We start from the raw sequence: 13,746 nt of genomic DNA on the forward strand, positions 1-13,746 counted from the left end.
TAGGCCCGGACAGATCGGCCTGCGAAGGCTTGAATCTCATTGTGCCATCAGAGGTTTGCCGGCTGACCTAAAGACCTCGCACGAGATGTCGCTGCGGCGCTTTTCCCCCGCAATTCAGCCCTGAGGGGAAAGCCGTTGCACCCTCCCCGAGGCCTGTGTATGTTCAATCTCACTCCGGGCACGGACCCGATCATTCAACAAAAGACTCCTGCTTTTTCAGCTCTTTACAGGAAGGGAGGGTGTTTCATGTGTCTACATATCCACCCGCCCGAGAAAAGAGCGCAAAGGAGCCCAGCTCTCAACCTTAGCTTGCTGGACATGTTCTCAACATGATCCTGTCCCCTATGGTGAGCTGACGTTTTATTCCTGAACTTGATAATCCACTTGGAGGCGCGCCAGAAGTTCTTCTGGCAGCGTATGGGGCGGCTATGACTTCTGACACTGGTGCTGACATCGGCAAACATCGTGAGTGTCACGGCGTGTCCAAGCTGTACCCCGACACCAAGTGCCCTTCGGCGGCAGCACCGGCGGAGTTCGTGATGGGCGTGTTCTGAACGCCCCACACCCGCCGCCTTCCCCCAACTCATGATGTGCCCGCGCGCCTCTGGCGCGATCGGCAGCGCGTCGCAACCAGGGAGCCGCGCGAAGCGGCCAAGCCCCTCTATGTTGAAACCGGAACCCGTAGACGTCGCCCAATTCCGCCCGGCCCCCCGGGCCGTCGTGGCCACTGCCAGCTTCAGCCAGCAGTGGGAGCGGGTCTGCACCCGGTTGCGCGAAGAGATCGGCGAGGAATCCTACACCAGCTGGTTTGCGCGCCTGGAGCTGGACAAGGTGAGCGCGGACTGCGTGCACCTGTCGGTGCCCACCCGATTCTTGAAGGCCTGGATTCAGGATCACTATCTGGAGCGCATCGCCGATCTGTGGCGCGATGAGACCGGCTCAGCGCGCCGCGTGGACGTTGCCGTCCGCTCCGCCGTGGCCCGTCCGCTGCCGCTGAAGGCGGCCAATGAGCCCCGTGCCGTCATCGTCGAGCGGGCGGTCGAGCCGCGCCCGGCGGCAGCGCCCAGCGCACCGGTGGCAAGCCCGGCAGCGGTGGCCTCCGACATGACCGTGGGCTCGCCCCTTGATGCCCGCTTCACCTTCGAGACCTTCGTGGTGGGCAAGTCCAACACGCTCGCCCATGCCGCCGCCCGCCAGGTGGCCGAGGCCGCGCCGGGCGCCGGCCCCATCTTCAACCCGCTTTATCTCCATGCGGCCGTCGGCCTCGGCAAGACCCACCTGCTCCAGGCCGCCGCCTGGGCCGGCGCCGCGCGCGGCCGCCGGGTGGTCTATTTGACCGCCGAGCGCTTCATGTATGGCTTCGTGGCGGCGCTGAAGACCCATGCGGCCATCGCCTTCAAGGACGCCCTGCGCAGCATCGACACGCTGCTCATTGACGACCTGCAATTCCTGACCGGCAAGAACATGCAGCAGGAATTCTGCCACACCCTCAATGCCCTGATGGATGCCGGGCGGCAGGTGATGGTGGCCGCCGACCGTCCCCCGTCGGAGCTGGACGCCTTGGATGACCGGGTGCGCTCGCGCCTCGCCGGCGGCCTCGTGGTGGAGCTGGCCCCGCTGGAGGAGGACCTGCGCCACCAGATCCTGAAGTCCCGCTGCCAGGCGCTGGCCGAGCAGCACAAGGGCTTCACGGTGCCCACCCCGGTGCTGGAACTCCTGTCCCGCAATGGCGGGCAGAGCGGCCGCGACCTCGACGGCGCGCTCAACAAGCTGCTTGCCGCCAACAAGCTCACCGGCGAGCCGGTGACCATGGAAATGGCCGAGAATGCGGTGCGCGACCTGGTGCGCCCCAACGACCCCAAGCGCGTGCGGGTGGACGACATCCTGCGTGTGGTGTCCAAGCATTACAACGTGTCGCGCGCCGACCTCCTGTCCCAGCGCCGCACCGCCACCGTGGTGAAGCCCCGCCAGATCGCCATGTATCTGGCCAAGGTGCTCACCTTGCGCTCCCTGCCGGAGATCGGCCGCCGCTTCGGCGGGCGCGACCACACCACGGTGCTCCATGCGGTGCGCAAGATCGACGGCCTGATTGCCACCGACCGCGCCCTGGCGGAGGAAATCGAGAGCCTGAAGCGCCTCGTCAACGAGTGAGGCATAGGCCGCAAGGCGGCCCTGCCGGTCTCCGATCCGCGCGCCCGCAAGGGCGCGCTTTCGTTTGGGAACCCTGCGGGCACAGGGAAAATCGTCCACACCCTCGGGAAATCTGGGCCGCGCACTTGCTTTGCCGCACTGCGGACGGCAATGTCGGCGGCCCCGCCGCTTCGTCAGCGACGCGCGCGCGGGGCCGAGGGAGCGCCGCTGCCTCGCGCATCCGTTTCCCCGAGCAGAGAGTCACGGATCAGGGCCATGAAGGTCACCGTCGAACGCGCCGAGCTGCTCAAGTCGCTCAGCCACGTCCACCGGGTCGTGGAGCGCCGCAACACCATCCCGATCCTCGCCAACGTGCTCATCCGCACCGGCAGTTCCGGCCTTTCGCTGAAGGCGACGGACCTCGACCTGGAAGTGGTGGAGACCATCGCCGCCGAGATCGGCCAGGATGGCGCCACCACGGTGCCCGCGCATGTGATCTACGACATCGTGCGCAAGCTGCCCGAGGGCTCGCAGGTGGTGATCGAGGCGAGCGGCGAGCGCGGCTCGCTGCTGGTGCGCGCCGGGCGCGCCCGCTTCACCCTCCAGACCTTGCCCGAGACCGACTTTCCCGACCTCGCCGCCGGCGAGTTCACCCACGCCTTCAAGCTGAAGGCGTTCGAGCTGCGGCGCCTGGTGGACAAGACACAGTTCGCCATCTCCACCGAGGAGACGCGCTATTATCTGAACGGCATCTATCTGCACGTGGCCGAGACCGCCGGCGCGCCGCGCCTGCGCGCCGTGGCCACCGATGGCCATCGCCTTGCCCAGGCGGAGCTGCCCGCCCCCGAGGGCGCGGCCGGTCTGCCCGGCGTCATCATCCCCCGCAAGACGGTGGCCGAGGTGCAGAAGCTCCTGGAAGACAAGGATGCGGAAGTCACCGTCTCCCTGTCCGCCACCAAGATCCGCGTGGCGGTGGGCGCCATCGTGCTCACCTCCAAGCTCATTGACGGCACCTTCCCCGATTACGGCCGCGTCATCCCCGCCGGCAACGACAAGACGCTGCTGGTGGACAAGACGGACTTCGCCGCCGCGGTGGACCGCGTGTCCACCGTCTCCAGCGAGCGCGGCCGGGCCGTGAAGCTGTCCATCGCGGACGGGCGGCTGACCTTGTCTGTGACCAATCCCGATTCCGGCAGCGCCACCGAGGAGCTGGAAGTGGAATATGGGGCGGAGCCGCTCGATATCGGCTTCAATAGCCGCTACTTGCTGGACATCACCGCCCAGCTGGAAGGCGACACGGCGGAGCTGAAGCTGGCCGATCCCGGCTCGCCCACCCTGGTGCGCGACAGCACCAAGACCGACGCGCTCTACGTGCTCATGCCCATGCGGGTGTGAGCACTTCGGATCTGCCGCTCGTGGCGCCTGAGGCGCCCCCTCCCCCGCCCGGGCCTCGTCCCACCGGCTATCGGCGCACCGGCGTCCACCGCATCACCCTGACGCGGTTCCGCTCCTATCCGTCCGCCCATCTGGAGGCGGGCGAGGGGCCGGTGGTGCTGACCGGGCCGAACGGCGCCGGCAAGACCAATCTCCTGGAAGCCATTTCCTTCCTCTCCCCCGGCCGGGGCCTGCGGCGGGCGCGCCTTGATGAGGTGGCCAACAGCGCGGGCGACGGCGCCTGGGCGGTGGCGGCCCGGGTGGAAGGGGCGCTGGGCGAGGTTCTGCTCGGGACCGGTATGGACGCGCCGGGCACAGGGGGCACGGGCCGGCGCTATCGCATCGACCAGCAGCCGGTACCATCAGCCACCGCCTTTCTCGACCATGTGAAAGTGGTCTGGCTGACGCCGGAAATGGATGGCCTGTTCACCGGGCCGCCGTCCGACCGCCGGCGCTTCCTGGATCGCCTCGTCCTGGCGGTGGACCCGCACCATGGCAGCCGGGTCAACGGCCTGGAGCGGGCACTCGCCTCCCGCAATCGCCTGCTTCAGGAGGGCGCGAACGACCGTTTCCTCGGCGCCGTCGAGCACGAAGTGGCGGAACTGGCCATCGCGGTGTCGGCGGCGCGGCTGGAGACGGTGGACCGGCTGGCCGAGGAGATCGCCGGCGGGCTCGATGCCGCCTCCCCCTTCCCCTTCGCCCGCATCGCCCTTGCCGGCCAGATCGAGGATGCCTTGCGCACCGCTCCGGCGGTGGAGGTGGAGGACCGCTACCGCGCGCGGCTGCACGAGATGCGTCCCCGCGACCGGGCCGCGGGCCGCACGCTGGAAGGCCCCCATCTGTGCGACCTTGAGGTGACGCACGGGCCGAAGGACCTGCCCGCCGCCCGCTGCTCCACCGGCGAGCAGAAATCCCTGCTCATCGGGCTTGCCTTGTCCCACGCCCGCCTGGTGGCCGCCATGCAGGGCTATGCGCCGGTGGTGCTGCTGGACGACGTGGTCGCCTATCTCGATGCCCCCCGCCGCGCCGGCCTGTTCGAGGCGCTCGCCAGGCTGAAGGCCCAGGTCTGGATGACCGGCGCCGACCCTTCGGCCTTTGCCGCCCTCGAGCGGGCGGAGCGCTTCGTCGTGCATCCGGGCGGGGTGGTCCGGGAAGGGACGTGAAGGCTTCCCGCACCTTCCTACCGAACGCGCCTTGACGCCGCGCAATTTTGCCGGCGTCCGCCTGCATTTCCAAAGGGTGTGGCCGCGCTGCAACCAGCTTGGAACCGGCGCATGCTACGCATGGTTAAGCGATTCGCAGTGACGAACCGGGGTTCCATGTCGAGCGACAGCCTTCCCGCCGCGAAGATCAGCCGCCGCCTGCTGGTTCTCGGAACACCTCTTATTCTCGCGGCCTGTCAGACCGATAATCGGCAGACCCTCAGCCCCCAGGTCTCCATGTACGGCCCGGTGCCGGGAGAGCCCTTCGAGGTGGACGGGGTTAATGTGGCCGAGATCGATCCCAAATACCTGCGCCAGGAAGTGGCGTTCAGCGGCAATTATCCGCCCGGCACCATCGTGGTGAATGTGGAAGAGCGCTTCCTCTATCTGGTGCAGCCCGGCGGCAAGGCGATCCGCTACGGCGTGGGCGTGGGCAAGCAGGGCTATTCCTATCGCGGCTGGGCCACCATCAAGCGCAAGGAAAAGTGGCCGAGCTGGACCCCCACGGCCAACATGATCCGCCTCCAGCCCGAGCGCTACGGTCCCTATGCGGCCGGCATGCCCGGCGGCGAAACCAACCCGCTCGGCCCGCGCGCCCTGTATCTTTACGATGGCGACCGGGACACCATGTTCCGCCTGCACGGCACCATCGAGCCGTGGAGCATTGGCGAACAGGTCTCGTCAGGATGCATTCGGCTCCTGAACCAGGACATCATCGACCTTTACGAGCGCGTTCCGCTGGGTACACGCGTCTATGTGATGTGAATTTTTTGCCACGTCCTTTCCCGACGGACGTTGTCACACGTCCGTAAGGTTCCATATGGGAAGTCTGCCTCCAGCGCGGCGGTCCGCCGCTTTCAGTCAGGAGGGGGACATGACCGGAACCGAGGTTGTCGCACCTTACAATGTACTTTTCATTTGCAATACCAATGCGGGTCGCTCGCTGATCGCAGAGGCCATCCTCAGGCGTGAAGGCGAAACCCTGTTCAATGCCTTTTCTGCTGGCGTGAACCCCGCGGCCCGTCCTGATCCTTACGCCCTTGAGACGCTCGTGGCCGAAGGCTTTCACATTGCCGGCCTGGAGCCCAAGCCCCTGAGCACCTTCACCGGCCCCGACGCCCCGGAGCTCGATTTCGTCTTCACCCTGTGTGACGACTCCGCTGGCGAGCCCATGCCGGAATGGCCGGGCACTCCGGTCACCGCCCATTGGAGCATCGAGGACGCCGAGCATGTGGAAGGCTCGCCCATCGACCATGAGCGGGCCTTCGAGGTGGCCTTCCAGCACATCCGCCGCCGGGTGCTCGCCTTCGCCGCCCTGCCGCTGCGCAGCCTGGACCGGCTGTCCCTGCACAGCCACATGGAAGCCATCGGGCAGCGCGCCCCGGCTGCGGCCGCCGTAGCGGGCTAGCGCTCTGCGGCCATGACATACCGGGAAAGCCCTGCCGAAGCCCCTTGCGGGGCCGGCGGGGCTTGACCTTACGCGCGCATACGCGCACACGAGGGGCATGGATTTTGGCACCCTCGCTTTCTTCGCAGGGATATTGACGCTCGCAGCCCTGTCACCGGGGCCCGCCGTGGTGGCCATCGTGGCGCGCACGCTGGCGCGCGGCCGCTCCGGCTCCGCCGCCTTCATCGCTGGCCTCGCCGTGGGCGACGTGATGTGGCTGGCAGCGGCAGCGCTGGGCATGGCGGCGCTTGCGGCCACCCTCGGCAGCCTGTTCGTCCTGGTGCGCCTCGCGGGGTCCGCCTATCTCCTCTACATGGCCTACAAGCTGTGGACGGCCCCTGCCGCCGTGCCGGACTTTGCCGCCCCGGCGGAAACCTCCGGCGGTGTGCGGCTGTTCGGGGCGGGCCTTGCCGTCTCCTTCGGCAATCCCAAGACCATGGCCTTCTACCTTGCCCTGCTGCCCACCCTGGTGGACCTCAATCGCTTGTCCTTCCTGGGTTTCATGGAAATGAGCGGGGTGATCCTGGTGGTGCTGGCGGGCGTTTTCGCGGCCTATGTGGTCCTGGCGGACCGGGCGCGGCGCTTCGTGGCCTCGGCCCGCGCCATGCGGTGGCTCAACCGGATCTGCGGCGGCGCCATGGCGGGCGCGGCGGTTGCGGTTGCCACCAAATAACCGCGTCTTTGCGGTAAAAGAGATTCAAGCGTTCCAACGATTCGAGACAGCATCATGGCCGAACCCGCAAGCGCGGCGTCCCCCGAGGAATACGGGGCACAATCCATCCAGGTCCTCAAGGGGCTGGACGCCGTGCGCAAGCGCCCGGGTATGTATATCGGCGACACGGATGACGGCTCCGGCCTGCACCACATGGTCTATGAGGTGGTGGACAACGCCATCGACGAGGCGCTCGCCGGCTATGCCAAGGAAGTCACCGTCACATTGAACGCGGATGGCTCGGTCACCGTCACCGATGACGGGCGTGGCATTCCCACCGACCTCCACCCGGAGGAAGGGGTTTCCGCCGCCGAGGTCATCATGACCCAGCTCCATGCGGGCGGGAAGTTCAACCAGAATTCCTACAAGGTCTCCGGCGGCCTCCACGGCGTCGGCGTCTCGGTGGTGAATGCGCTCTCCACCACGCTGGACCTGACCATCTGGCGCGATGGCAAGGAGCATTACATGCGCTTCCGCCACGGCGACGCGGAAGCCCCGCTCAAGGTCGTCGGCCCTGCGCCTGAAGGCAAGCGCGGCACCAAGGTCACCTTCCTGCCGAGCCCGGAAACCTTCACCCATATCGAGTTCAACTATGCGACGCTGGAGCACCGGCTGCGCGAACTGGCCTTCCTGAATTCCGGCGTGCGCATCGTGCTGACCGATGCGCGCACGCCGGAGGTCAAGGTCGAGGAACTCATGTATGAGGGCGGCGTCGAGGCCTTCGTGCGCTATCTCGACCGCAACAAGCAGGCGGTGCTGGCCAAGCCGATCGTCATCCGCTCCGAGCGGGACGGCATCACCGTGGAAGCCGCGCTGTCGTGGAATGACAGCTACCACGAGAACGTGCTCTGCTTCACCAACAACATCCCCCAGCGGGATCGCGGCACCCATTTCACCGGCTTTGCCGCCGCCCTCACCCGGCAGGTCATGTCCTATTCGGACGCCTCGGGCATCTCCAAGAAGGAGAAGGTCTCACTGTCCGGCGAAGACTGCCGGGAGGGCCTGACCGCCGTGCTCTCGGTGAAGGTGCCGGACCCGAAATTCTCGTCCCAGACCAAGGACAAGCTGGTTTCGTCCGAAGTGCGGCCGGTGGTTGAATCGCTGGTGTCCGAGGCGCTGAGCACCTGGCTTGAGGAAAACCCCTCCGAGGCCAAGGCCGTGGTGGGCAAGGTGGTGGAAGCCGCCGCCGCCCGCGAGGCCGCCCGCCGCGCCCGGGAACTCACCCGCCGCAAGAACCCGCTGGACATCGCCTCCCTGCCCGGCAAGCTCGCCGACTGCCAGGAGCGCGACCCCGCCAAGTCCGAACTCTTCATCGTCGAGGGTGACTCGGCCGGTGGCTCCGCCAAGCAGGGCCGCGACCGCGCCTTCCAGGCCATCCTGCCCTTGCGCGGCAAGATCTTGAACGTGGAGCGGGCGCGCTTCGACAAGATGCTCGGCTCGGACCAGATCGGCACGCTGATCACCGCGCTCGGCACCGGCATCGGCCGCGACGATTTCGACATCAACAAGCTGCGCTACCACAAGATCATCATCATGACCGACGCGGACGTGGACGGCTCCCACATCCGCACCTTGCTGCTCACCTTCTTCTTCCGGCAGATGCCGGAACTGGTGGCGCGCGGCCATCTCTTCATCGCCCAGCCGCCGCTCTACAAGGTCACGCGCGGCAAGTCCGAAAGCTACATCAAGGACGAGCGGGCGCTGGAGGACTATCTCATCGCCGTCGGCCTCGACGATGCCGCATTGCGCCTGGCCTCCGGCGAAGTGCGCACCGGCGCGGACCTTGGCGCGGTGGTGGAGACCAGCCGGCAGCTGCGCGGCGCGCTCAGCGCCCTGCATCCGCGCTATAATCGCGCGGTGGCCGAGCAGGCGGCGCTGGCCGGGGCGCTGGCCCCGAACCTCCTGGACGATCTGAACGCCGCCGCTGCGGCCGCCGCCCGCACCGCCGCCCGGCTCGATGCCCTGTCCGAGGACACCGAACGCGGCTGGACCGGCACGCTGGACGAGGCGGGCATGCGCTTCTCGCGCACCGTGCGCGGCGTGCTGGAAACCAACGTCCTCGACAACACCTTCCTCACCTCCCCGGACGCCCGGCGCCTCGACAACCTGGCCGGCGAGTTGGCCGGTGTGTTCGAGGGCGAGACGCTGCTGCGCCGCCGCGCCGACGACACCCGCCTGTTCGGCGCGGTGGACCTGTTCGACGCGGTGACCGATGCCGGCCGGAAGGGCCTCTCGCTCCAGCGCTACAAAGGCCTGGGCGAGATGAATCCCGGCCAGCTCTGGGAGACCACATTGGACGTCAACGCCCGCTCCCTGCTCCAGGTGCGGGTGAAGGAAGTGGACGAGGCGGACGACCTCTTCAACCGCCTCATGGGCGACCTGGTGGAGCCTCGCCGCGACTTCATCCAGGAGAACGCGCTCAAGGCGAGCGTGGACGTGTGACGCCCGTTTCCCACGGATGAGAAGGCCCGGTTCGCGCAGGGCCTTTTTCATTCGGCGCGGGAAACGAGCCCGCGCAGGCGCCGGTGGATGGCCGCCTCATGCCGCTGCCAGAACAGGCCGGCGCCCACCATGCCGAGGCCAATGGCCGACAAGGCCAGCGGGAACAGCAGGCTGTCCCGGAACAGCTCGAAGGCCAGATGGCCGAGATAGAGCGCAACGCCGATGGCGCCGAGAATGGTGAAGACCCGCCGGCCGATCACAGCGCCGAACAGCACCAGGCCACCATTGAAGAGGGCATAGGCAAGGCGCGCCGCCTCGGAATGGCTCTCGGTGGCGGTCAGCGCGGTCCAGGCCGCGACGGCGCCGAACAGATAGAGCCAGGTGGCAAAGTCCGCGCCGCCGCGTCGGTGGCGCAGGCCGTCCAGGAGTGCGCCGGCCGCGCACATGGCCACGCCGAACCCCATGGAGACATGCCGGGCATGGTCGAGGTCCCACGGATCGGTGCCCGCCGGCCAGCGGGACAGATCCATGCTCATGTACCAGAGCGTGAGCGCCACCGGCAGCACCAGGAACGGCAGCCGCAGGCGCCAGAGCGCCACGGCGCCGGCGGCCAGCGTCGCCAGTTCCAGCGTCAGCCAGCGGCCGTCGATCCATTGGTGATACTGGTTGAATCGGGTGCCGGAAATGGCCCCGCTAACCTCCGGCCAAAGCCCCAGCGCGTGCTGCGCCGACCAGGTGGCCAGCGGCACCAGGAAGACCGCCAGCGCCGCCAATATGCCGGCCGGAATGGCAAAGCCCCGCCGCTCCAGCATTTCCGCCGCGATCCACGCGGCCATGGCATAGAGCACGGCGAGCACCGCGATGCCCCATGGTCCCAGCACATCCCAGCTCAAGGTCATGAACAGGCTCATGGCCGAAATGGCGAGCAGGCCACCGAAATAATAGAGCGTGTGGCCGAAGCTGAAGCGCGCCTCCTCCGGCTGCGCCCGCCCCTGCGCCAGGAAGGCCCAGAGCGCCTCCACCCGCTCCGCCTCCAGGAGACCCGCCGCCACCGCCCGCTCGAGATCGGCGTGCGTGACCGGGAGGCGCGCCGCGGCCGGCGGGGCGGGAGACGAGGGGGCGGTGAGGTCTGTCATCGAACCATCCGTAACGTGAGCACCCAGTTTGCCCGCCGCTTGCGGAGGAAAGACGGCACGCGGCCCCGCGCACAGGCCGCCGCCATTGCCTGCCGCTCCGGCGCCGGTCTAAACCCATAAGCGTCGGCCGGAAACCTCACCCCGCATGAGGGCGCCGGCGCGGCGCCCGCAGGGCTCGGAGACAGGATGACCTACGACTTCATCATCATCGGCGGCGGCATCGTGGGCCTGGCCACCGCGCTCCAGATCGCCACCCGCCGCCCCGACGCCGGCATCCTGCTGATCGAGAAGGAAGACCGCCTCGCCCGCCACCAGACCGGGCACAACAGCGGCGTCATCCATGCGGGCATCTATTACGCCCCCGGCAGCTTCAAGGCGGAGCTGTGCCGGAAAGGCGCGCAGGCCACCAAGGATTTCTGCACCGAGAACGGCATCCCGTTCGAGGTGTGCGGCAAGATGATCGTGGCCACCACTGCGGAAGAGATCGCCCGCATGAACGCGCTCTATGAGCGGGCGGTCGCGAATAACGTGCCGCTGGAGCGTCTCGACGCGGCCGAACTGAAGCGCCGTGAGCCGCGCATCCAGGGCGTCGGCGCCCTCTTCGCGCCCACCACCGGCATCGTGGACTACAAGCGCGTCTGCAACGCCATGGGCGACAAGATCACCAAGGCCGGCGGCACGGTGCGCCTGTCCGCGGCAGTCACCGCCATCACGGAGGGCCCGGAAAGCGTGGAGGTGGTGGCCGGCGACACTGCCTATCGCGGCCGCAAGCTCGTGGCCTGCGCCGGGCTCCAGTCGGACCGGCTGGCGCGCCTCGCCGGGCTGTCCATCACCCATCGCATCGTGCCCTTCCGGGGCGAATATTTCCGCCTGCCGCCGCGCCTCAATGACGTGGTCAAAAGCCTCATCTATCCCGTGCCCGACCCCACCTTGCCCTTCCTCGGCATCCATCTCACCCGCATGATCGACGGCTCGGTGACGGTGGGGCCCAATGCGGTGGTGGGCCTGGCCCGTGAGGGCTATCGCAAGACCGCCGTCTCCCTGCCCGACGTGCTCGACTATGCCGCCTTCCCCGGCTTCTGGCGCACGGTGGCCAAGCATCCCGGCGCCACCGCGCGGGAATTGCGCAATTCCCTGTTCAAGGGCGGTTATCTCGACGAGTGCCGCAAATATTGCCCGGAGCTGGACGCCTCAGACCTCGGCCCCTGCGAAGCCGGCATCCGCGCCCAGGCGGTGATGCCCGATGGCAGCCTCGTGCACGACTTCCTGTTCGTGGAGACGGCCCGCATGCTGCACGTGTGCAACGCCCCCTCCCCGGCCGCCACCTCCGCCTTGCCCATCGGCGAGATGATCGCGGACAAGGTGATGTAGGCGGAGGATGCGGGAATCGGAGGCAGCGATGGGCGGGTTGTTACGCATCTATGGACGCGCCCTGGCCCTGCTGGGGACGCAGGCGAAAGTGGGCGTCGCGCTCGCCATCGGCAACCTGCTGCTGGCCATGGCGCAATTCGCCGAACCCATCCTGTTCGGCCGCATCATCAATGCGCTGGCGGGGGCGCAAGGCAGGGGCGCGCCCCCCGGCTTTACGGACCTTTTGCCGCTGCTGGCGGCCTGGGCGGGGTTCGGCCTCTTCTCCATCGGCGCGGGCGTGCTGATCTCCTTCCATGCAGACCGGCTGGCGCATAGCCGGCGCCTCGGCGTACTCACCGAATATTTCGAGCATGTCCTCCAATTGCCCGCCGCCTTCCATGGCGAGACCCATTCCGGGCGGCTGCTGAAGATCATGCTCCAGGGCACGGACACGCTCTGGAGCCTGTGGCTGTCCTTCTTCCGCGACGATTGCGCGGCGCTGGTGGCGCTGGTGGTGCTGCTGCCCGTGGGCATCTGGGTCAATTGGCGGCTCGGCCTCGTGCTCATCGTGCTGGTGGCGGTGTTCGGGCTCGTCACCGGCTATGTGATGCGCCGCACCGAGGCCATGCAGCGCAATGTGGAGCGCCATCATTCCTCGCTGGCCGAACATGCCACCGACGCGCTGGGCAATGTGGCGCTGATCCAGAGCTATACCCGCATCGAGGCGGAGGTGAGCGGGCTGCGGGACACCGCCCATAGCCTGCTCGCGGCGCAGATCCCGGTCCTGTCCTGGTGGGCGCTGGTCTCCATGGCGACGCGGGCCGCCACCACGCTGACCATCCTGGCCATCCTGCTCATCGGCACCTGGCTGCATGTGAACGGCCTCGCCAGCATCGGCGAGATCGTCACTTATGTGGGCTTTGCCACCATGCTGATCGGGCGCCTCGACCACACGGTCTCGTTCGTGAACCGGCTGGTGCTGAGCGCCCCCGGCCTCGCCGAATTTTTCGGCGTGCTCGACACGGTAGGCCAGGTGCGCGACCGGCCGGGCGCGCCGGACCTGACGGCGGTGAAGGGGGATGTAAGGTTCGAGGACGTGTCCTTCTCCTATGACGGCAAGCGCCCTGCCTTGCAGGATGTGAGCCTCCATGCGGCGCCAGGCGAGACGGTGGCGCTGGTGGGAACCACCGGGGCCGGCAAGTCCACGGCGCTGGCGCTTCTGCACCGCATGTTCGACCCGCAATCGGGGCGGGTGCTCATTGATGGCGCCGACATTCGCGACGTGACGCTCTCCTCGCTCCGCCGCCAGATCGGCGTGGTGTTCCAGGAGCCGCTGCTGTTCAACCGCTCCATCGAGGAGAATCTGAAGGTCGGCAAGCCGGATGCGAGCGAGGAGGACCTGCGCCTCGCTCTGTCCCGCGCCCAGGCGCTGGAACTGGTGGAGCGGCATCCCGACGGGCTGAAGGCGAAGGTGGGCGAGCGTGGCCGGGCCTTGTCGGGCGGCGAGCGCCAGCGCCTGTCCATCGCCCGCGCGCTGCTGAAGAACCCGCCCATCCTCATCCTGGATGAAGCCACGAGCGCGCTGGACGCCGCCACCGAGCAGAAGGTGCAGGCGGCCCTCGACGAGGTCATGAAGGACCGCACCACCTTCGTCATCGCCCACCGCCTCGCCACCATCCGCAATGCCGACCGCATCCTGGTGTTCGAGGGCGGGCGAGTGGTGGAGGCGGGCAGCTTCGAGGAGCTGATGCGCCTGGGAGGGCGGTTTGCCGGCCTGGCGAAGGCGCAGTTCCTGGCGGGGCCGAACCCGGACCGGCCCATCGCGGAAACCTGATGCGGCAGGACTGAAGCCTGCGCCAGACTGTGCGTCCACCGGCTGCGACCGGGTTTCAG

General features: G+C 67.9%; 10 protein-coding genes. 9 read left to right on the forward strand and 1 reads right to left on the reverse strand.

What is annotated here, in order from left to right; translation table 11 throughout:
- Window positions 1-720: 720 nt before the first annotated feature.
- The 7 genes from dnaA to gyrB all read left to right on the forward strand — a co-directional run bounded on the left by dnaA (window position 721) and on the right by gyrB (window position 9,367).
- The gene (dnaA, locus tag ACT54L_RS03085; protein WP_476084064.1) at window positions 721-2,151 is read left to right on the forward strand and encodes a chromosomal replication initiator protein DnaA; all 1,431 of its coding nucleotides are present in this window, start codon (window positions 721-723) and stop codon (window positions 2,149-2,151) included.
- Window positions 2,152-2,406: 255 nt separating this feature from the next.
- Window positions 2,407-3,525, forward strand: a complete 1,119-nt coding sequence (gene dnaN, locus ACT54L_RS03090) for a DNA polymerase III subunit beta (protein ID WP_476084065.1) — start codon at window positions 2,407-2,409, stop codon at window positions 3,523-3,525.
- 92 nt (window positions 3,526-3,617) lie between these two features.
- Window positions 3,618-4,727, forward strand: a complete 1,110-nt coding sequence (gene recF, locus ACT54L_RS03095; protein ID WP_476084404.1) for a DNA replication/repair protein RecF — start codon at window positions 3,618-3,620, stop codon at window positions 4,725-4,727.
- 156 nt (window positions 4,728-4,883) lie between these two features.
- Window positions 4,884-5,531, forward strand: a complete 648-nt coding sequence (locus ACT54L_RS03100; RefSeq protein ID WP_476084066.1) for a L,D-transpeptidase — start codon at window positions 4,884-4,886, stop codon at window positions 5,529-5,531.
- Window positions 5,532-5,640: 109 nt separating this feature from the next.
- Window positions 5,641-6,174, forward strand: coding sequence for an arsenate reductase ArsC (locus ACT54L_RS03105; protein ID WP_476084067.1), 534 nt, complete (start codon window positions 5,641-5,643; stop codon window positions 6,172-6,174).
- A gap of 97 nt (window positions 6,175-6,271) precedes the next feature.
- Window positions 6,272-6,886 carry a LysE family translocator gene (locus ACT54L_RS03110; RefSeq protein WP_476084068.1) on the forward strand — a complete coding sequence of 205 codons (615 nt, stop codon included), beginning with the start codon at window positions 6,272-6,274 and terminating at the stop codon, window positions 6,884-6,886.
- Between the two features lie 54 nt (window positions 6,887-6,940).
- The gene (gene gyrB, locus ACT54L_RS03115) at window positions 6,941-9,367 is read left to right on the forward strand and encodes a DNA topoisomerase (ATP-hydrolyzing) subunit B (protein WP_476084069.1); all 2,427 of its coding nucleotides are present in this window, start codon (window positions 6,941-6,943) and stop codon (window positions 9,365-9,367) included.
- Window positions 9,368-9,414: 47 nt separating this feature from the next.
- Here gyrB and ACT54L_RS03120 read toward each other — a convergent pair whose 3' ends face one another.
- A complete protein-coding gene (locus ACT54L_RS03120) occupies window positions 9,415-10,503 on the reverse strand; it encodes a hypothetical protein (RefSeq protein ID WP_476084070.1) in 1,089 nt (362 codons plus the stop codon).
- A 186-nt stretch (window positions 10,504-10,689) separates the two neighbouring features.
- Here ACT54L_RS03120 and lhgO point away from each other — a divergent pair, with 186 nt between their 5' ends.
- Window positions 10,690-11,874: an L-2-hydroxyglutarate oxidase gene (gene lhgO, locus ACT54L_RS03125; protein ID WP_476084071.1), complete on the forward strand. Its 1,185-nt coding sequence runs from the start codon at window positions 10,690-10,692 to the stop codon at window positions 11,872-11,874.
- Window positions 11,875-11,902: 28 nt separating this feature from the next.
- Window positions 11,903-13,687 (forward strand): glucan ABC transporter ATP-binding protein/ permease, encoded by a 1,785-nt coding sequence (locus ACT54L_RS03130; protein WP_476084072.1) that lies wholly within the window; start codon window positions 11,903-11,905, stop codon window positions 13,685-13,687.
- The last annotated feature ends 59 nt before the right edge of the window (window positions 13,688-13,746 follow it).

It is taken from the genome of Aquabacter sp. DMC10 (assembly GCF_056314145.1).